Origin of the sequence: Embleya hyalina (assembly GCF_003967355.1) — a bacterium.
Taxonomy (GTDB): domain Bacteria; phylum Actinomycetota; class Actinomycetes; order Streptomycetales; family Streptomycetaceae; genus Embleya; species Embleya hyalina.
In genome coordinates this window covers 1-17800 of sequence record NZ_BIFH01000031.1, presented here as the reverse complement: position 1 = coordinate 17800, position 17800 = coordinate 1, and the positions used below count along the sequence as shown (strand labels likewise).

Genomic DNA, 17800 nt, shown 5'->3' with positions numbered 1-17800 from the left:
TCCTTCCTGATGGGGCGCCCGATGGCTCGGAGCGCCCCGTGGTGGCACCGGCCGCCGTCTCACGAGCCGTGGAATGTGGGCGTTTCCCGGGCCAGGAACGCCCGTACTGCACCCCGGTGGTCATCGGTGGGGCCCAGTCGCTCCTGGGCGGCGGCCTCGCGGTCGAGGACGGTGGGCAGGGGTGCGTCGTCCGGCTGTCGCAGCAGGGCCTTGATCTCGCGGTAGGCGGCGGTGGGTCCCGCCGCGAGCCGGCGGGCGAGCGTGAGGCCTTCGTCGGCGGCGGTTCCGTCGGGCGTGACCCGGTGGGCCAGGCCCCAGCGCAGCGCGTCCCGCGCGTCGAAGCGGTCACCGAGCAGGAACAGCCCCGCCGTGCGCGAGGGGCCCACCGCCCGGGTCAGCGTCGCGCTCAACCCGCTGTCGGCGGCGAGCCCGATGCCGGCGAAGGCGGTGGCGAAGCGGGCGCCCTCGGCCACGACCCGGACGTCGGCGCTCAACGCCAGGGCCAGTCCGGCCCCCACGCAGGCGCCCTCGACGGCGGCGACCACCGGCTGGGACAGCGCGTGCAGGGCTTCGACGATCGGGTTGTACTCGGCCCGGATCTTCGCGAACGCCGATTCGGGATCGGCCTCCAAATCCCGTGCGTGCTCCTTGAGATCCTGTCCGACACAGAAGGACGGACCTCGCGCCGCGAGCAGGACCGCGCGAACGTCGCTCCCGTGGTCGCGCACCCGGCGCACGGCGGCGAGGAGTTCTTCCCTGAGGGCCGCGTCGAGAGCGTTTCCCGGTGTGGAGCCACACAGGAGGATGACCGCGACGCCGTCCGTCAGCGACAGGTCGACGCCATGCACCGGTGCGGCGTCGACGCCGTGGTCGTCGGCTATTCCCATGTGTGGAAGCCCTTTCCGCTCTTTCGGCCCAGTTCGCCGCGCGCGACCTTCTCGCGCAGCAGCCGGGGCGCGGCGAAGCGCTCGCCGAGGGTGGCGTGCAGGTGGTCGGCGATGGCCAGGCGCACGTCGAGGCCGACGAGGTCGGTCAGGCGCAGCGGCCCCATCGGGTGCTTGTAGCCGAGCCGCATGGCGTCGTCGATGGCCTCGGGATCGGCGACCCCTTCCTCGACCATGCGGATCGCCTCCAGACCCAGTGCCACGCCCAGGCGGCTGCTGGCGAAACCCGGGGAGTCCTTGACGACCACGTCCTGCTTCCCCAGGGCGTGGGTCCAAGCGGACGCGGCGCGCAGGGTCCGCTCGTCGGTGGTGGGCGCGGCGACGAGTTCGATCAGGGCGGAGGCGGGGACGGGGTTGAAGAAGTGCATGCCGAGGAACCGGCCCGGGTGAGCCAGCGCGGCGCCCAGTTCGGCGATGGACAGGGAACTGGTGTTGCTGGCCAGGACGGCGCGTTCGCCGACGGCCCGTTCGGCCGCGGCGAGCAGTCGGGCCTTGAGGGCGGCGTCCTCGGAGACGGCTTCGACGACGAGGTCGGCGTCGGCGGGCAGTCCGGCGACGGAGTCCGTGGTGGTGATCCGGTCGAGGACCCGTGCGGACGGCTCGTGGAGGCCACCGCGTTCGGCGGCGCGGGCGAGGCCGTCCGCGATCCGCGCGCGTGCGGCTTCGGCCGCCCGGTCGTCGTTTTCGACGACGGTGACGGCGGATCCGACGGCGGCGAAGGACTGGGCGATGCCCGCGCCCATGCGGCCGCCGCCGATCACGCCGACCACGGCGGGTGCGGTGCTCATGTCATGCTCTCCTTCTTCGCCAGGAACCGGGTCATGCGTTCCTGCTTGTCCGGGCCCTCGAACAACGCGGCCTGGGCGAGGTCGTCGGCCAGCGGATGAACCCCGGGCGCGTCGGCGACGAGTTTGGTCAGGCGCAGCGCGACGGCCGAGGAGCGCGCCATCCGGTCGAGGAGTTCGTGGGCGGCGGTCGGGAGGGTCGGGGCCGGTACGACGTCGATGACCAGGCCGGCGGCGAGGGCCGCCTGGGCGTCGAGGACGCGCCCCGCCAACAGGACCTGCTTGGCGAGGGATTCGCCGACCAGTTCCCGCAACCGCCAGCAGGCGCCGGCCGCGGCGAGGATGCCCAGGGCCGGTTCGGGGTTGCCGAAGCGCGCGTCGGGGCCGGCGATCCGGATATCGCACGCGTATGCCAACTCGGCTCCCCCACCAAGGGCCCAGCCGTCGACCGCGGCCACGGTGGGCATCGGCAGGCGGTGAATCCGCTCGAACAAGCGGCTGTTGATGCCCCGCAGCGCCTCGTCGCGGCCTCGGTGCAGCAGTTCGCCGATGTCGGCGCCGCCGGCGAAGACCCCGCCGTGGCCGATGAGCAGCAGCAGCCTCGGGTCGCGCTCCAATAGGGCGCAGACGTCGTGCAGTTCGTCGATCATCCGGGCGTTGATCGCGTTGCGAGCCTCGGGTCGGTGCAGGGTGACCACGACCCGATCGGTGCGCTCCTCGACCAGGAGCGTTTCCCAATCCCTGTTCACGGCCGCTCCACGAGCATCGCGACGCCCTGCCCGACGCCCACGCACAGCGTGGCCAGCCCCCGGCGGGCGTCTTCGCGCTCCAGCCGGCCCAGGAGGGTGAGCAGGATACGGGCGCCGGAGCAGCCGAGCGGGTGGCCCAGCGCGATGGCACCGCCGTCGGCGTTGACCCGGTCCTCGTCGAGCCCGAGTCGACGCGTCACCGCCAACGCCTGGGCTGCGAAGGCCTCGTTGAGTTCGACCGCGTCCAGGTTGCCGACCCGCCAACCCGCCCGGTCGAGGGCCTTCTCGGTGGCGGGCACCGGGCCCAGGCCCATCAGGTGCGGCTGCACCCCGGCCGAGGCGGAGTTCACCACGCGGGCCCGGGGCGTCAGGGCGTAGCGGGCCACGGCCGCCTCGCTCGCCACCACCAGGGCGGCGGCCCCGTCCGACAGGGGGGAGGCGGATCCGGCGGTGACGATGCCGTCGGGACGGAAGAGGGCACGCAGCGCGCCGAGTTTGTCCGGGCTCGTTTCCGGGCGCGGGCCCTCGTCACGGGTGAACAGGCCGTCCTTGACCTGCACCGGCACGATCTCCCGGTCGAAGTGTCCGGCGTCCCGGGCCGCCACCGCGCGTCGATGGCTGCGCAGCGCGAAGGCGTCGGACTCGGCGCGGGTGATGCCGTCGAGGGCGGCGACCTCCTCGGCGGTCTCGCCCATCGACAGCGTGGTCTTGACGGTTTCGGGTCCGGCGCCCGCCGGGACGGCACGGTCGGCCTCGGCGAACCTCGGATTGGTGAAGCGCCAGCCGAGCGCGGTGTCGTGCACCTCCCCCGGCTTGGCCCAGGGGGTACCGGGCTTGGCCATGACCCAGGGTGCGCGCGTCATCGATTCCACGCCGCCGGCCACGACCAGGTCGGCCTCGCCGGCCCGGATGGCCTGGGCGGCGGAGGCAACGGCCGTCAGGCCGGACGCGCACAACCGGTTGACCGTGTATCCGGGCACGGTGTGCGGAAGTCCGGCGAGCAGCACGGCCATGCGCGCCACGTCGCGGTTGTCCTCGCCGGCCTGGTTGGCCGCGCCGAGGATCACCTCGTCGATCGCCGCGCCGGGGATCCCGGCTCGGCGCACCGCCTCGGCGACCACGAGGGCGGCCAGGTCGTCGGGCCGGACACCGGCCAGGGCGCCGCCGTAGCGGCCCTGCGGGGTGCGGGCCCCGTCGATCAGGTAGACCTCAGGCATCGCCGACCTCCGGGCTCCGGGCGGGGCGTCGCGACTGGAGCGTGGCGAAGCGGCCGGTGACGAAGGCGGGATCGGACAGTGTGGCACTCGCCGCCGGGTTCGCGGCGCTGCCGTGGAAGTCGCTGAACGCGGCCGACTGGTTGACGAAGACGCCGCCGGTGAGGTTCTCCGACAGGTGCACGCCCGCTTCCAGCGCGGCCAGTTCGGCCTCGGCCAACATGTCGTCGGACGTGGAGTGGACGGCGGCGGTCAGCGCGCCGTGCTCGCGCACGATCGTGCGGAAGATACTCAGGCTGTGTGCCGTGGAGTCGGTTCCGATCACGAAGGACACGGGGCCGAACCATTCGCGGGTGTACGTCTCGTGATCGGCGGCGTCCACGAGCGCGACCAGCGGTGTGCGCAGCACCGCGTCGGGGTGGTCGGGGTCCTCGACCGGCGCCGACGCGCGCACGGTGCGGCCGACCTTCGCCGCCTCGGCCAACCGGGCCTGCACGCCCTCGTTGACGATCGCGCCCAGCGTCCCGGCCGCGCGGGCGGGGTCGCCGAGTAGCTTGTCCAGCGCGGTACCCAGGTCGTCGGCGAACTCGGCCGCGGAGCGCACGCCCTGGTCGGTGTCGAAGCCCTCGCGCGGGATCAGCAGGTTCTGCGGGGTGGTGCACATCTGCCCGCTGTAGAGGGACAGCGAGAACGCCAGGTTGCGCAGCAGGCCCCGGTAGTCGTCGGTGGAGTCGAGCACGACCGTGTTCAGGCCGGCCTTCTCGGTGTAGACCACGGCGTGGCGGGCGTTGGCCTCCAGCCAGTCGCCGAATTCGGTCGAGCCGGTGAAGTCGACGATCCGCACCTCCGGGCGTACCGCGAGCAGACTCGCGACGCGGTCCTTGGGGCCTTCCGCCATCAGGATCACCAGGTTCGGGTCGTGGCCCGCCTCGGTCAGGACCTCGCGGGCGACGCGTACGGAGATCGCGAGCGGCAACACGGCGCCGGGATGCGGCTTGACGATCACCGGGTTGCCGGTGACCAGGCTCGCGAACAGGCCCGGGTAGCCGTTCCAGGTCGGGAAGGTGTTGCACGCGATCAGCAGCGCCAGGCCCCGACCGACCGGGGTGAACTTCTTGTCCAGGGCGAGCGGTTCGCCCCTGCGCTGCGGCTTGTTCCAGTGCGCGGCCGCGGGGTGGCGCTTCTGCTCGGCCCACGCGTAGGCCACCGCCTCCAGGCCGCGGTCCTGGGCGTGCGGCCCGCCCGCCTGGAAGGCCATCACGAACGCCTGACCCGTGGTGTGCCGCACCGCGTGCGCGATCTCGAAGCTCGCGGCGTTGATCCGGGCCAGGATCTCGGCGGCCACCCCGGCACGGGTGTCGGGGCCGGCGGCCCGCCACGCGCCGATGCCCGCCGTCGCGGCCTCGATCGCCTCGTCCGGCGTGAGCCGGGGATAGGAGATGTGCAACGCGAGCCCGTACGGGGAGACTTCGCCGGGGTCGACGGTGCCGCTGCCGGGGTGGCCGTCGAGGACGAAGGGCCTGCCGAGTTGTTCCCGGAACGCGGCCTCGCCCCGCTTGGGGGCGTCCTCGCCGTACACCGAGGTGCTGGGTGATTCCGGAAAGGGCGACCAGTACTCGCGGTTGGCGGTGCCGGTCACGGCCCGGTCGAGCAGTTCACGGTGTCGGGCGAAGAAGTCGGGCGTGGTGGGGGTGTCGTGCACCATGTGTTCTCACCTCGTGGGGATGTCGGGATTGCGGCGCGGGAACGGCGCCGTCGCACACGCGCCGGGTGCAGCGAGGCCAAGCGACCTCGGGTTCGCTCACATGTCGGCGAGCAGCGTCGCGGGTCGCTCGACGCAGTCGGCCACGTAGCGCAGGAAGCCGCCGGCCACGCCGCCGTCGCAGACGCGGTGGTCGAAGCTGAGCGAGAGTTGGGTGACCTTGCGTACGGCGAGTTCGCCGTCGACGACCCAGGGTTTGTCGACGATCCGGCCCACGCCCAGGAGGGCTGCCTCGGGATGGTTGATGATCGGGGTGGAGCCGTCCACGCCGAATACGCCGTAGTTGTTGAGGGTGAACGTCCCGCCGGTCAGCGCCTGCGGAGGGAGGTCGCCGGTGCGGGCCAGGTCGGTCAGGCGCCCCAGTTCGGCGGCGATCCCCGTCGTCGTCAGGGTGTGCGCCTCGCGCAACACGGGCACCACCAGGCCGCGTTCGGTCTGGGCGGCGAAGCCCAGGTGCACGTGCGGGAAGCGGACGATCTCCTCCCGCTCGGTATCGACGGTGGAGTTCAGTTCGGGGTATCGCCGCAGTCCCGCCACACAGATGCGGGCAAGCAGCGGCAGCAGGCCGATGCGGCGATCCGGGTGCGCGACTCGGAGCACGTCCTTGGCGTGCACCAGCGCCGTCGCGTCCACGTCCACCCAGGTCGTGGCGTCGGGGATCTCGGTGCGGCTGCGCGTGAGTTTGCTCGCGACCGCGCGACGCAGGCCACGCAGGGGGATCCGCTCCACCGCGGCGCCGGCGACCGCGTCGGCGCGGGTGGCCGCCGGCGTCCTGTCCCGGACGATGGCCTGTTCCACGTCCTGGCGGCGGACCACGCCGCCGGTTCCGTTCGGTGCCAGCCGGGCGACGTCGACATCGTGGTCGCGGGCCAGCCTGCGCACCAACGGAGATATCACCAGCGGCACTTCCGGCCGACTCCGCTCGGGTGTCGGCACGCTGCCCACACCTTCCGCGGCCTCGTCCCGCGCGGGAGCCGATTCCGGTGCGGGCTGGCGACGCCTCCGGGAAGGCGGCGCGTGGCCGGTGCCGTAGCCGATCAGGACGTTCCCGGACCCGGCCTGCTCCTCCTCGCGGTATCGCTCGGCGGCGGTGAGGGGTTCCGCCCGGCCATCGGTCGGCGCCGTGCCGACCGAGATGAGCGGTTGTCCCACCGCGAGCGCCGTGCCGGCGTCGGCGTGCAGGCGCAGCACCGTGCCCGCATACGGCACCGGGACCTCGACGGCGGCCTTGGCGGTCTCGACCTCCACCACGATGTGGTCGACCCCCACCGTGTCGCCGACCGCGACCTTCCACTCGACGATTTCGGCCTCGGTCAGTCCCTCGCCCAGATCGGGTAGGAGGAAGACCTGCGCTTCGAGCGTGCCGGTGCTCATGCCGCCCCCACGATCAGGTGCCGGACGTCGGGCACGTCGTCGAACTGCAACCGGTCCACCGCGTCGAGGACGCGGTCCACGCCGGGCAGGTGCGCGTGCTCCAACTTCGGCGGCGGGTAGGGGATGTCGAATCCGGCGACGCGCAACACCGGCGCGGCCAGCGAGTGGAAGCAGCGCTCCTGCACCCGGGCGGCGATCTCGGCGCCCACACCGGCGAATCCCTGGGCCTCCTGGATCACGACGCAGCGACCCGTACGTCGTACGGACGCGGCCACGGTCTCGTCGTCGAACGGCACCAGGGTGCGCAGGTCGACGACCTCCAGGCCGCGTCCGTCGCGCGCCGCGACCTCGGCGGCTTCGAGCGCCACCGGTACGGAGGGGCCGTAGGTCACGAGCGTCGCGTCGCTTCCCTCGCGGCGCACGATCGCGCGACCGAACGGCGGCGCGTGGCGCGTGGCGAAGTCGGTGTCCTGCTTCGACCAGTACAACTTCTTGGGTTCCAGGAAGACCACGGGGTCGGGGTCGTCGATCGCGTCGCGCAACAGCCAGTAGGCGTCCTCGACCGTCGCCGGGGTGACCACCTTCAGGCCGGGCGTGTGCGCGTAGTACGCCTCGCTGGAGTCGCAGTGGTGCTCGACACCGCCGATGCCGCCCGCGTACGGAATGCGGATCACCATCGGCAGCGACACCCGCCCCCGGGTCCGGTTGCGCGACTTCGCGACGTGCGAGGCGATCTGTTCGAACGCCGGATAGGCGAAGGCGTCGAACTGCATCTCCACCACGGGCCGGAAGCCGCCCATGGCCATCCCGACGGCTAGGCCGACGATGCCGGCCTCCGCGAGCGGGGTGTCGAAGCAGCGTTGCTCGCCGAAGTCCCGGGTCAGGCCGTCGGTGATCCGGAAGACGCCGCCCAGGGGGCCGACGTCCTCGCCGAACACCAGGACGCGCTCGTCCGCGGTCAAGGCGTCGCGCAGCGCGGTGTTCAGCGCCTGCGCCATCGTCACGGTCGCCATGTCAGTCCTCCTGGGCAGTGAACTCGGCCGCGAGCAGGGCACGTTGCTCGCGCAGCTGAGGGGTGGGTTCGGCGAAGACGTGGTCGAACAACTCCAGCGGGTCGCCCTCGTGGGCGATGTTCATCCGCGCGCGCAGGTCCGCGGCGAGGCTCTCGGCATCCGACCGGTCGGCCTCGATGTCGTCGTCGGTCAGCACGGCACGCGCCCGCAGGTACGTCTCCAACCGGTCCAGCGGATCGGCCGCCCGCCACCGCTCCACCTCGGCCGCGTCGCGGTAGCGCGTCGCGTCGTCGGCGTTGGTGTGCGCGTCCATCCGGTAGGTGTGTGCCTCCACCAGGAACGGGCCCCGCCCGGCGCGCGCGTGCTCGACCGCGACGGTCAACACCGACAACACCGCCACCGGGTCGTTTCCGTCCACCTGCTCCGACCGCACGCCGTATCCGACGCCCTTGTACGCCAGCGTGGGCGCGGCGCTCTGCCGGGCCAGCGGCACCGAGATGGCGTACTTGTTGTTCTGCACGAAGAACACCACCGGCGACGCGAACACCGCGGCGAAATTGAGCGCCTCGTGGAAGTCGCCCTCGCTGGTCCCGCCGTCGCCGATCAACGCCATCGCCACGCCCTCCTCGCCCTTGCGCCGCATCGCCTCGGCCATGCCCACGGCGTGCACCACCTGGGTGGCCAGCGGCGTGCACTGCGGCGCCACCCGGATGGCCATCGGGTCGTAACCGCAGTGCCAGTCCCCGCGCAGCAGCGTCAACACCTCGACGGGATCGACACCACGCGCGACCAGCGCCACCGAGTCGCGGTAGGTCGGGAACAACCAGTCGTCCTCACGCAACACCAGCGCCGCGGCGATCTGACACGCCTCCTGGCCGCGACTGGAGGGGTACACGGCGAGCCGGCCCTGCTTGGTCAACGCCGACGCCTGGGTGTCGAACCGCCGCCCGAGCACCATCCGTCGGTAGGCCTCGCGCAGCAGCGCGTCGTCCGGCGCGCGATAGCCGGGCGGTGGCTTCTCCGGTGTGCCGTCCTCGGCCACGAAGCGCACCGGCGCGAGCGAGGGAAGGAAGTTCTGCATCGATCGGCGCAGGGCCTTCGCGGAAATCGTGGACATCGGGAGGCTCGCATTCATTGGACGTGTGATCCGTGAACGGGCCCGGCGAGGAACGTGAAGGCTCCCCGCGCGTCGGGCCGATTCACGGCGCGCGTGCGTGGTGTTGTGGGTGTGCCGTGGCGGCTCCCCCGCCCGACTCGCTCAGTGGACGTCGGCGGTGTGGCCGAGCCGGGCGTCGACCGCGTCCTGCGGCGCCACAGTGCGGTCCTGGCCGCGGCGCTGTCGGCCGCCGGCCCATTGGGCGAGCGAGAATCCGTCGACGGCCGTCTCCTCGCGGCGCAACGGCCGGTCGAAGGCGAGGATGCGGCGAGCCGCGGTGTGGTCCGCCGGTGCGTTGACCGACTCGACGGCGGTGAGGAGTTCGTCCTTGAACAACAGGGTGGAGAACGATCCGGTCGCCGGGTCACCGAGGACGGTGCTGTCGTCGTGGCCCTGCCCGATGCCGGCGATCTGCAGTTTCGTGGAGAACTGTTCGGTCCAGAACCAGGGAACGGCCGTGTAGGGGGCGGGTGTACCCGTCAAGCGGGCGGCGAGGCAGCGGGCCTGGTCGACGGCGTTCTGGATCGACTCGAGTCGGGTTCGGGTTCCGGTGTGGGTGTTGGGGAATTCGGCGCAGTCGCCGATGGCGGACACGTGCGGATCGCTGGTGGCCAGGTGGGCGTCGACCCGGATGCCGTCCCCGACGTCGATGCCGGCGTCGGTCGCCAGCTCCACGGCGGGTGCCACGCCGACCCCGACGACCACGAGGTCCGCCGGCACGAGCGTGCCGTCGTGGAGGCGGACGCCGGTGACGGCTCCGGTGTCGTCGCCGTCCAGGCGTACGACGGTGCGTCCCATGCGCAGCGTCGTGCCCTGCGCGCGGTGCAGGTCGGCGATGTGTGTCGAGGTCGCCACGGACACCGACCGGGCCATCGGGCGGTGCAGCGCCTCGATGACGGTGGTCGTGATTCCCGTCCTCGCCCCGACGGCCGCCACTTCCATGCCGATGAACCCGGCACCGATGATCGCCAGGTGCGAGGCGGCCGACAGGCGGGCGCGCAGGCGTTCCGCGTCGTCTCGGGTGCGGACCTGGACGACCCCGTCCAGGGTGACGCCCTCGATGGGCGGGGTGCGGTTGCGGGCTCCCGTGGCCAGGACGAGATGGTCGTACGCCAGGGTGTGTCCGTCGGCCAGTCGCACCCGCCGGCCGAACCGGTCGATGGAGCCGACGCGCGCGTGGCGCAGTTCGATGTCGCGGCGCTCGTAGAACGAGCGGGGGCGCAACTCGGTCTGCGTCTCGGCGTGCAGCAGGAAGTTCTTGGACAGGGGCGGCCGTTGGTAGGGCAGGCCCGGTTCGTCACCGACGAGGACGACGGGGCCGGCGTGTCCGCGTTCGCGCAGCGATGCCGCGACCTGGAAGCCGCCCTGGCCCGCGCCGACGATCACGACGGTGGTGTCGGGTTTCATGTCGGGATCCCCGGTACGGTGACGACCATCGGCTCGTCGGTGGGGAGTTGGCATCCCAGTCGGCTGAGGGCGGTGCGCGGCGCCTCGGTGCAGGCGAGCATCTGATCCTCGTCGTCGGTCATGGCCGGGAGCCGCGCGGCCGGCGCCTCGTCGACGTAGACGTGACAGGTCGCGCACATCATGTTGCCGCCGCATTCGCCGACGATCCCGTCCACGTCGGCGGCGATGGCGGCCGACATGACGGTGTCGCCGGGGGCCGCGTCGACGGTGATGCGGGTACCGTCCGATTGGATGTAGTCGATCTTCGTCATGACGCTGTCCGAACGGTGGTGGGGGTGACGGGAATTTCGTAGTGGGTGGTGACTTCGTCCATGACCCACTGGTGTTGTTCGCCGAGTCCGGTGATGGTGCCGCGGATCTCGTCGCCGTCGACGAGGTAGGCCGGCGGGTCGAGTTCGAATCCGCAGCCGCTCGGGGTGCCGGTGAGGATCACGTCGCCGGGGAGCAGGTCTGTGGTGCTGCTGATCGACGCGATGAGGGTCGGTATGTCGAAGAGCATGTCACTGCTCCAACCGTCCTGGCGGGCCTGGCCGTTGACGGAAAGCTTCAGGCGTCGCGGCTCCGCGTCGAGGCGTTCGCCGCGCTCACCGCGCTCGTCGCGCTCGTCGCGCATGAGCAACCAGGGTCCGGTGGCGCAGAAAGACGGGAATCCCTTGCCGCGGACGAGTTGCATCTGCAGGGGCGAGCCGATTCCGGCGCCCAGCGCCACGTCCCGCGCGGTGACGTCGTTGGCGATCATGTAACCGGCGACGTGGTCAAGGGCGTCGGCGGGAGCGATCCGCCGCCCGGCCCGGCCGATCACCACGGCCAGTTCGAGCTCGTAGTCGAGTGCCTTCGTCTCGGGCGGCTTGATCAGCGGGTCGTACGGTCCGCACACGCTGCCGGGCAGCTTGACGAACAGGACGGGCTCGGTGGGCGGGGTGACGTCCCCGAGTACGGCGTTGGAGTGCAAGGGGTAGTTGAACCCGACGGCGAGCACCTTGCCGGGGCGCGGAACCGGCGGCCCCAGACGCACGCCCGCGCGGGCGATGTGGTGACGCGTATCGTGCAGTGTTGCTTCCACGATGGGGCGGATCGTCGGCCACAGCGCGAGTATCTGCGCGGTGTCCGTGCAGGGGAGCCCGAACGGCGCGAGAACCGGTGCCAGGGGCAGGATCGTGTGATCGTCGACCAGCACGCCCGGCTGTTCGCCGCCGGGTCCGCCGAAGCTGACGATACGCATGTCGTCTCCAGGCATGTCGTCTCCAAAGGGGGAATGTCTGACGGGGGGATGGCGGCGTCACCACGCGGGAGGCGCGTCGACGTGCACGGCCTCCGCGAAGTGTTCGGGGTGCGCCCGCATCCACCGTGCGATCTCGGTCGACCGGGCGTGCCACACGCGGTCGTCGGCGTCGAGTCGATCCATCAGGGCGCCGATGGCGGCGACCTTGTCCGGGGTGTCCTGCCAACACACGTGGAACACGTACGACGCGAAGCCGCCGGCCTCGACGGCCTCCTCGAGCGTCTGCTCATGTGCGCGCAGCAGGACGTCCGGCCCGACCGGGTGGTCACCCGGCTCCACCTTGCGCAGCCGGGTGAAGCCGGGGATGTAGTAGGCGCCGTCGACGCCCACCCACGGGTACGGCAGCAGGGCCAACCCGTCCTGGACACCGTGGACGTCGCCGGCCAACGAGGCGAGTTCGAACCCGTACTCGCGCAGCAGCGCCGGTGAGTGGTCGCCGAGGAGGCCGCCGGGAGGGCGCGCCGCGATCGGCCGGATTCCCAGTCGGTCGTACCGGTCGAAGCTGCGGTCCAGGGCCGCGCGCAGGGCGACTTCGCCCGTTCGGGACCACGGTTCGTGCAACCAACCGTGCCACCCCACGTCGTGTCCGGCGTCCGCGATGGACCGCACGGCGTCCGGGTAGACGTCGATGTTCCACGCCTCGACGTAGAACGTCGACCGCACCGGCCGATCGCGCAGCATCGCCAAGACGTTCGGGAGTTCGACGGACACACTGTGGTGACAGCCGACCGGGACGTCGGCGGGCCAGGATTGCATCCCCAGCTCGGCGGCCTCGCCGAGGTGGTCGAACGTGACGCAAGCCGCGGCTCGGCGCTCGCCGGGCCACCTTCCTTCGGTCATCGCCTACATCCCCTTCGGCGCGACCTTCAGCGCGGTCATCGAGGGGAACACGAGTTCGTCGTTCCACGGGGGGTTGGAATCGGTGAGCGTCATCGCGGGCAGGCGCTGCGGCAGGAGTCGCAGGAGGATGTCGCCCTCGAGGCGGGACAGTGGCGCGCCGATGCAGTAGTGCCCGCCCGCGGTGAACGCCAAGTGCCGATTGTTGGCGCGTCGAATGTCGAAGGTGTCCGGGTCGGTGAAGCGGCGTTCGTCGCGATTGGCCGCCGCGAGCCCGAGCATGAGCTGGGTGCCCTCGGTGATGGTCGCGCCGTGGAGCTCGAAGTCGTAGCCGGCGTAGCGGGAGATGAAGTGCACCGGCGACTGCCAGCGCAGCACTTCTTCCCATGCCGCCGGCGCCAGGTCCGGGTCGTCCGCGAGCAGACGCATCTGGTCGGGATGGGACAGCAGCGCGTGGACGGCGTTGGTCATCGCCACCATCGTGGTGTGGTAACTGGCGATGAAGAATCCGACGAGCGTCACGATCAGTTCGTCCCGGCTGAGCCGTCCGCCCTCCTCCTCGGCCAGCATCAGGGCACCGACCGGATCCTCGGGACCGAGCTTTCCACGCTTCGAGTCGACGATCTCGCCGATGTAGTCGAAGTAGAACTGCGCGGCCTCGTCGGCCGCGGCAAGCTGCCTCGGGGTGAGGGGCGTGTGGGTCAGGACGGGGTTGAGCGCGGGCATCCGCCGCAGTACCGTCGCCGCGTCGGCGGCGGGCGCGTGCAGCAGACGACAGGCGATCTCCGCAGGCACGCGCATACCGAAATGCTCGACGAAGTCGACTTCGCCGTCGACGTCGGCAAGGGCTTCGACGTTGTCGGTGATGATCCGCTCGACCCACGAACGCATGTGGGCCAGCGCCCGCGGCGCGAACGCGGGCGAGACGAGTTTGCGCAGCCGCGTGTGCGTCGGCGGGTCCATGTCCGGCAGCGACAGTTTGTGGAAGGTGGCGCCGGGGCCGGAACCGATGTCGGCCGGATACTCGCCGGCCTTCGGCTGCACCCGCATCAATGGATCCTTGAAGATGCGCTCGACGTCGGCGTAGCGGGTCAGAACGACTCTCGCGCCGTCGGGCTCGACCCGGGCAATGGGGTTGTCGTCCCGCAGTCGCCGGTAGGTGGCGAAACGATCCGCGCGAATCGTGGGATCACCAAGGCTCAGATACTCCAGGGCGGACATGGGGCTCCTCGTCGAGTCGTTGCCGTCGCGGATGGTGACATCTCTGCTTGCTGCCACGACGGTACGTTCGCGCGAACCAACATGTCTTTGGGGAAAACATGAGCTTGAGCATCGGCTTCCTGTGCTTTACACAAGCCGCTCCGTCCCCCGACGCCCTCGATGTTCCCCGACCCGGCCGACCATGTACCGCGGCCTACCGCGGCGCCGACCGGCAGCCGATCACCGACCGAACCAGCCCGGCGAACGTCCGAGGATCGGCGCCGGTGAGTTCCTGCCAGCGCGTCAGTCGGTAGCCCATCGTGTTCGGGTGCACATTGAGTCGCCTGGCGGCGTCGGCGAGGGAGAATCCGCAGTCGGCGAACGCCAGGACGGCGGCGGCGAGGTCGGGGTGGTCCCGCTGAGCCTGCTGGATGTCGGCGAGGATCGGCATCAGCCGGGATCGACTGTCGAGCAACGTCGCCTCGAGCCAGGAATCCGAGAAACGCACCGACGGCTCGTTCCACAATCGCGCCGTCCGCAACGCGCGCTCGGCGTCGACGATGCTCAGATGCGCGCCCTCCAGGCCCCGACGGGGCAACCCGATCCCGACGGCGGACCGGTCTCCGGCGATCCCGTGTACGGTGCGCACCACGAGCACCGGGTCGCAGTCCTGCGCGATGGCGATCATGACGTCGCCACGCACTCCGCAATGCACGACACCGGACAGTCGCCGGGTCGCGCGCTGGAGGTTCTCCACCTCCGGCCGGGGCCACGCCGCACGGGCCGCGCAGAACGCCTGGAACCGCCCCTCCACGTCGAACGCCAGCGCACGCGCGCTCTCGATGACCTGCTCCCCGAGGGACCGATCGCCCAGTTCGCTCAGGAAACGCTGCCGCAGTTCGGCATGCTGCACGGCCGTACCCGGCGCGTCCGCGACGAACGCGTCGACGACCGCCGTACTCATCGCCTCGGTCCACCGGCCGAGCGGTTCGACCAACCGGAGCAGCAGTTCGTCGGTCGCCTCGGGTGCGGACCGCAGTGCCGCCCAGACCTCGCGACGCACGATGTGGAACGAACCCAGCACGTCGTAGGCGGACACGCCCAACTGCGTCCGCCGCAGCGCGGAGCGCCGCGTGAACTGGAGATGTTCGGCTATCGGCCCCTGTCCGGACGCGATGCTGGCCAGCATGCGACGGGTGAGGTCGTGTACCGTGCGCCGGTGTTCGAGTTCCGGCAGGTGCTCGTACGAGGGCAACTCGACACGGATCCGGGCCGTCAGATCGGGATCCTCGTGTTCGAGCCGCAGGGCGACCGCGTCACACAACCTGCTCATCGCGGTGGGGTCCGACGTCATGATCCACAGCTTATTGCGGCACATCGGTGCCGCCGCGGCAGGAGAAGGCGACGGATACGTGCGTCGGGACGTCCGCAGTGTCCATCGCGTCCACCCCTCCGCCTACCGAAGCTCGGCGAGCCAACCCACCCGCAGCGGCTCGCCCCGAAGCCAGGCATCCATGGCCGGCTTGTCGTCGATGTGCTGGATCTCGACGCGCAAGCCCCCCGCGCTGCGGAAGTAGGCGAAGCCGAGAATGCCCTCGCCGTCGTGATACGGCGTCAGATCGAGAGCGAACCCCTGCCCCTCCAGGCGGCGAGCGGCCTCGTCCAGATCGTCGACGTAGTAGGCGATGTGGTGGAACCGCATACCGCCGGCCGGACAGGCCCAAGGGGACTCGGAGTCGCCCTCCCAAAGCTCGATCGGCGGCTGGGAGCCCAGCACCCAACACAGGCGTCCGGCGACCCGAACAGGGTCCGCGGACAGTGCGGGCGCCACCACCAGCGCCTCCATGGCAACCGGCTCGGTGACGGTTCCACCGCCGAGTGCGATCAGTGCGTCGGCGGCGCCGGCCAGGTCTTCGACCGCGTAGGCGACGTGGAAGACCTCACCGAGGATCGACGAGGCAAGGTGACTGGATTCGCTGGTGGACATGGCCGGCTCCCCGGGCGGTAGTGCGGGCCGCGGTTGCGGCTCGTGCAGGGACCGTAGGCTCCGAAACAGGCTCTCGTCATCGGCGAATCCCCGAAATAACCCGGGCCGCGATGGTGGTTCACCCAACGAAGACGCCGCCGTATGGATGCGTCGCGGCTCCACCGCCAGGCGGCCAGAGCCACCTTCTCGACTCGGTTTGGCGCAAGGGGCGAACGCACCGACCGACCGGCGGATACACAAGGTGGAGAGTGCTCACTTCTCGGACCGAGGTGTCAAACGCAGTCCGCTGTCCCGCGCGTAACAGGCGATCGTGTGCCCACCCGGGTCCACTGCTGTGATCGGGGAGGAGGTAACGCACGTCGCCGGGCTGCGGGGCGACGCCGGAGGAGGGAATGAACTCGCGTGCCAGGGCGACGCATCGGGTGGTGGCCACGACGTTCAGGGACTCGGCATCGACGGTGGGCGCCTGGGAGTCGAGGGTGAACACGGCGTAGATCTCGCCGGTGTGGACTCGCGTGCAGGCGACGGTGTGGACGGCGTCGAGTCGGGTGGGCGGTGCGGCGGCGGGGTGCGGTGGCGGAACCTCGCACTGTAGGGCGCACAACCGACAGGCAGGGACGATTTCCGGCCGGCGGGCACCGCCGGCGCCCGCTTGATCCCGCCTTGCATGAAACCGGTCCCTGCTGTGTGGACGTGATGCGCGGAGGCGACGGCGCACAAGGTGCGTTGCGGTGGCGTGTGTTGCCCGCCGGTAGCCTCGCAGGGTGACGATTCCCCGCACGCTCGCCGTGACGGCGATGGTCGCCGTGGTCTTCCTCGCGGGATGCTCCGGCGACGATCATCCCGCACCCGACCCCGACGACTCCGTCTACCAACCGAGGATCTACTACTACGACGGCCCCTCCCCCGGATTCGTAACCTTTCCGCCCGCGACCCCGACACGACGACGGTGAGTATCCGCCGGGCACGGTGCCCGGAGGAAAGGACGCTCATCGTCCCTCCGAGCCCCGGAGATCGCGGCCGACACCGAGCGGACGAGACCGTGACGCCCGATCCCGTGCGGTACGCCACTGCCTGGTTCCTCGCCCCGGCACGGAATCAGCCCTGGGGCCTGGCCCTCGACAGGGTCGTCGTCGCCCTCGAAACGCGGTCCGGCGCCCACTGGAGGCTCGGGGAGGGCCTCTACGGTGAGCCTCTGGTGAATCTCGGGTTCTCCATCGCCTCCTGGCAGTTCGAGGGCTCATGCACGCCCGACCCGTCGTCGTTGAGCATTCGCATCTGCGATGTGCACGCCGCTGCCGAGGTGTTGAGCACGTGGTTCCTCGGGCTGCTCCCCTCCGGTGTCGCGAGTGTCGTCTTCAACAGCGAGGACGGAGTCGAGAACGGCTACGGCGACGTGGACTTCACGCTTCCCTGCCTCCGCGGACGTGAAGCCATCGTCGATACGCTCGGCAACCATCTGCGGCACGTGTGGGTAAACACCCAGGCGATCCCGGGGACTGGTGACTGACCGGCCGGACCGACCGCGCATGAACCGCCCCGCGAGCCTCCCGGCCTCGTTCGCGCTGTCGATCCACTCGAAGCGGAGAGCCGGGAACTCCGCAGACCGCTTGCACTATCCGAGTCGGACCTCATACCGCTTCCCCACCGGCAACGACGCATCGCCAGGGTCTGATCCCGGGCGGTGTCGTAGACGGCCAAGGCCGTCATAGCCCCCTGCGGTCCTCAACGCACTGGTTCCTGCGGAAACACCGGAATCCGCGTTCAACACGCACTCGCCCCGTCGGTCCGGAGCGCGCACTCCCACCGCCTCGCCGCAGGATGCCGCAGTCCCCCGAGACGTTGACGCAGGTGGGGAGATCGATTGTTGACGCGGACGAGGTTTTGCCGACCCACTGTCAATTTCCATCCTCCTTTGTCAACGGAAACGCGGATCCTGGAATCCCTGTAGGTTCCGCTTGATCGTGAGCACTGGGCCCTGCGGAAACGCCGGAATCCGGGTGTCGTGAGCACTGGCCGCGTCGGTGCAC

General features: G+C 70.9%; 17 protein-coding genes. 2 read left to right on the top strand and 15 right to left on the bottom strand.

What is annotated here, in order from left to right; all coding sequences use genetic code 11:
• Nucleotides 1-59: 59 nt before the first annotated feature.
• From EMA17_RS33395 to EMA17_RS33325, 15 genes are all read right to left on the bottom strand, one after another.
• Entirely contained in the window at nucleotides 60-887 is an 828-nt protein-coding gene (locus tag EMA17_RS33395; RefSeq protein ID WP_126640923.1) for an enoyl-CoA hydratase/isomerase family protein, read from the bottom strand.
• The gene (locus tag EMA17_RS33390; RefSeq protein WP_126640922.1) at nucleotides 878-1732 is read right to left on the bottom strand and encodes a 3-hydroxyacyl-CoA dehydrogenase family protein; all 855 of its coding nucleotides are present in this window, start codon (nucleotides 1730-1732) and stop codon (nucleotides 878-880) included. The genes EMA17_RS33395 and EMA17_RS33390 overlap by 10 nt, the downstream gene beginning before the upstream one ends.
• Nucleotides 1729-2478, bottom strand: coding sequence for an enoyl-CoA hydratase/isomerase family protein (locus EMA17_RS33385; RefSeq protein ID WP_126640921.1), 750 nt, complete (start codon nucleotides 2476-2478; stop codon nucleotides 1729-1731). Before EMA17_RS33385 ends, EMA17_RS33390 begins: the two co-directional genes overlap by 4 nt.
• The gene (locus EMA17_RS33380; RefSeq protein ID WP_126640920.1) at nucleotides 2475-3695 is read right to left on the bottom strand and encodes a thiolase family protein; all 1221 of its coding nucleotides are present in this window, start codon (nucleotides 3693-3695) and stop codon (nucleotides 2475-2477) included. Before EMA17_RS33380 ends, EMA17_RS33385 begins: the two co-directional genes overlap by 4 nt.
• On the bottom strand, nucleotides 3688-5397 hold the full coding sequence (gene paaN, locus EMA17_RS33375; protein ID WP_126640919.1) for a phenylacetic acid degradation protein PaaN: 1710 nt from the start codon (nucleotides 5395-5397) through the stop codon (nucleotides 3688-3690). Before paaN ends, EMA17_RS33380 begins: the two co-directional genes overlap by 8 nt.
• A 96-nt stretch (nucleotides 5398-5493) precedes the next feature.
• Entirely contained in the window at nucleotides 5494-6828 is a 1335-nt protein-coding gene (locus EMA17_RS33370; protein WP_126640918.1) for a dihydrolipoamide acetyltransferase family protein, read from the bottom strand.
• Entirely contained in the window at nucleotides 6825-7841 is a 1017-nt protein-coding gene (locus EMA17_RS33365; RefSeq protein WP_126640917.1) for an alpha-ketoacid dehydrogenase subunit beta, read from the bottom strand. Before EMA17_RS33365 ends, EMA17_RS33370 begins: the two co-directional genes overlap by 4 nt.
• A gap of 1 nt (nucleotide 7842) precedes the next feature.
• Nucleotides 7843-8958 (bottom strand): pyruvate dehydrogenase (acetyl-transferring) E1 component subunit alpha, encoded by a 1116-nt coding sequence (gene pdhA, locus EMA17_RS33360; RefSeq protein ID WP_371863079.1) that lies wholly within the window; start codon nucleotides 8956-8958, stop codon nucleotides 7843-7845.
• A gap of 141 nt (nucleotides 8959-9099) precedes the next feature.
• On the bottom strand, nucleotides 9100-10404 hold the full coding sequence (locus EMA17_RS33355; RefSeq protein ID WP_160161647.1) for an NAD(P)/FAD-dependent oxidoreductase: 1305 nt from the start codon (nucleotides 10402-10404) through the stop codon (nucleotides 9100-9102).
• Nucleotides 10401-10715 carry a 2Fe-2S iron-sulfur cluster-binding protein gene (locus EMA17_RS33350; RefSeq protein WP_126640915.1) on the bottom strand — a complete coding sequence of 105 codons (315 nt, stop codon included), beginning with the start codon at nucleotides 10713-10715 and terminating at the stop codon, nucleotides 10401-10403. The genes EMA17_RS33355 and EMA17_RS33350 overlap by 4 nt, the downstream gene beginning before the upstream one ends.
• A complete protein-coding gene (locus EMA17_RS33345) occupies nucleotides 10712-11686 on the bottom strand; it encodes a fumarylacetoacetate hydrolase family protein (protein WP_160161646.1) in 975 nt (324 codons plus the stop codon). The genes EMA17_RS33350 and EMA17_RS33345 overlap by 4 nt, the downstream gene beginning before the upstream one ends.
• 57 nt (nucleotides 11687-11743) lie before the next feature.
• Entirely contained in the window at nucleotides 11744-12586 is an 843-nt protein-coding gene (locus tag EMA17_RS33340) for a polysaccharide deacetylase family protein (protein WP_126640913.1), read from the bottom strand.
• A gap of 3 nt (nucleotides 12587-12589) precedes the next feature.
• Nucleotides 12590-13861 carry a cytochrome P450 gene (locus tag EMA17_RS33335; protein WP_218043147.1) on the bottom strand — a complete coding sequence of 424 codons (1272 nt, stop codon included), beginning with the start codon at nucleotides 13859-13861 and terminating at the stop codon, nucleotides 12590-12592.
• 136 nt (nucleotides 13862-13997) lie between these two features.
• The gene (locus EMA17_RS33330; protein ID WP_126640912.1) at nucleotides 13998-15137 is read right to left on the bottom strand and encodes a PucR family transcriptional regulator; all 1140 of its coding nucleotides are present in this window, start codon (nucleotides 15135-15137) and stop codon (nucleotides 13998-14000) included.
• 102 nt (nucleotides 15138-15239) lie between these two features.
• Nucleotides 15240-15770 carry a VOC family protein gene (locus EMA17_RS33325; RefSeq protein WP_126640911.1) on the bottom strand — a complete coding sequence of 177 codons (531 nt, stop codon included), beginning with the start codon at nucleotides 15768-15770 and terminating at the stop codon, nucleotides 15240-15242.
• A gap of 764 nt (nucleotides 15771-16534) precedes the next feature.
• Between EMA17_RS33325 and EMA17_RS33320 the strand changes: the two genes are divergently transcribed.
• Both EMA17_RS33320 and EMA17_RS33315 read left to right on the top strand, forming a co-directional pair.
• Nucleotides 16535-16723 carry a hypothetical protein gene (locus tag EMA17_RS33320; RefSeq protein WP_126640910.1) on the top strand — a complete coding sequence of 63 codons (189 nt, stop codon included), beginning with the start codon at nucleotides 16535-16537 and terminating at the stop codon, nucleotides 16721-16723.
• An 89-nt stretch (nucleotides 16724-16812) separates the two neighbouring features.
• Nucleotides 16813-17280, top strand: a complete 468-nt coding sequence (locus EMA17_RS33315) for a hypothetical protein (RefSeq protein ID WP_126640909.1) — start codon at nucleotides 16813-16815, stop codon at nucleotides 17278-17280.
• Nucleotides 17281-17800 lie beyond the last annotated feature (520 nt).

What these genes read in the sequence shown, in the direction of transcription:
- EMA17_RS33350 (WP_126640915.1), bottom strand. Translation starts at nt 10,715, where the DNA reads ATGACGAAGATCGACTACATCCAATCGGACGGTACCCGCATCACCGTC.
- EMA17_RS33380 (WP_126640920.1), bottom strand. Translation starts at nt 3,695, where the DNA reads ATGCCTGAGGTCTACCTGATCGACGGGGCCCGCACCCCGCAGGGCCGC.
- EMA17_RS33345 (WP_160161646.1), bottom strand. Translation starts at nt 11,686, where the DNA reads ATGCGTATCGTCAGCTTCGGCGGACCCGGCGGCGAACAGCCGGGCGTG.
- EMA17_RS33330 (WP_126640912.1), bottom strand. Translation starts at nt 15,137, where the DNA reads ATGACGTCGGACCCCACCGCGATGAGCAGGTTGTGTGACGCGGTCGCC.
- paaN (WP_126640919.1), bottom strand. Translation starts at nt 5,397, where the DNA reads ATGGTGCACGACACCCCCACCACGCCCGACTTCTTCGCCCGACACCGT.
- EMA17_RS33390 (WP_126640922.1), bottom strand. Translation starts at nt 1,732, where the DNA reads ATGAGCACCGCACCCGCCGTGGTCGGCGTGATCGGCGGCGGCCGCATG.
- EMA17_RS33370 (WP_126640918.1), bottom strand. Translation starts at nt 6,828, where the DNA reads ATGAGCACCGGCACGCTCGAAGCGCAGGTCTTCCTCCTACCCGATCTG.
- pdhA (WP_371863079.1), bottom strand. Translation starts at nt 8,958, where the DNA reads ATGTCCACGATTTCCGCGAAGGCCCTGCGCCGATCGATGCAGAACTTC.
- EMA17_RS33340 (WP_126640913.1), bottom strand. Translation starts at nt 12,586, where the DNA reads ATGACCGAAGGAAGGTGGCCCGGCGAGCGCCGAGCCGCGGCTTGCGTC.
- EMA17_RS33395 (WP_126640923.1), bottom strand. Translation starts at nt 887, where the DNA reads ATGGGAATAGCCGACGACCACGGCGTCGACGCCGCACCGGTGCATGGC.
- EMA17_RS33365 (WP_126640917.1), bottom strand. Translation starts at nt 7,841, where the DNA reads ATGGCGACCGTGACGATGGCGCAGGCGCTGAACACCGCGCTGCGCGAC.
- EMA17_RS33355 (WP_160161647.1), bottom strand. Translation starts at nt 10,404, where the DNA reads ATGAAACCCGACACCACCGTCGTGATCGTCGGCGCGGGCCAGGGCGGC.
- EMA17_RS33325 (WP_126640911.1), bottom strand. Translation starts at nt 15,770, where the DNA reads ATGTCCACCAGCGAATCCAGTCACCTTGCCTCGTCGATCCTCGGTGAG.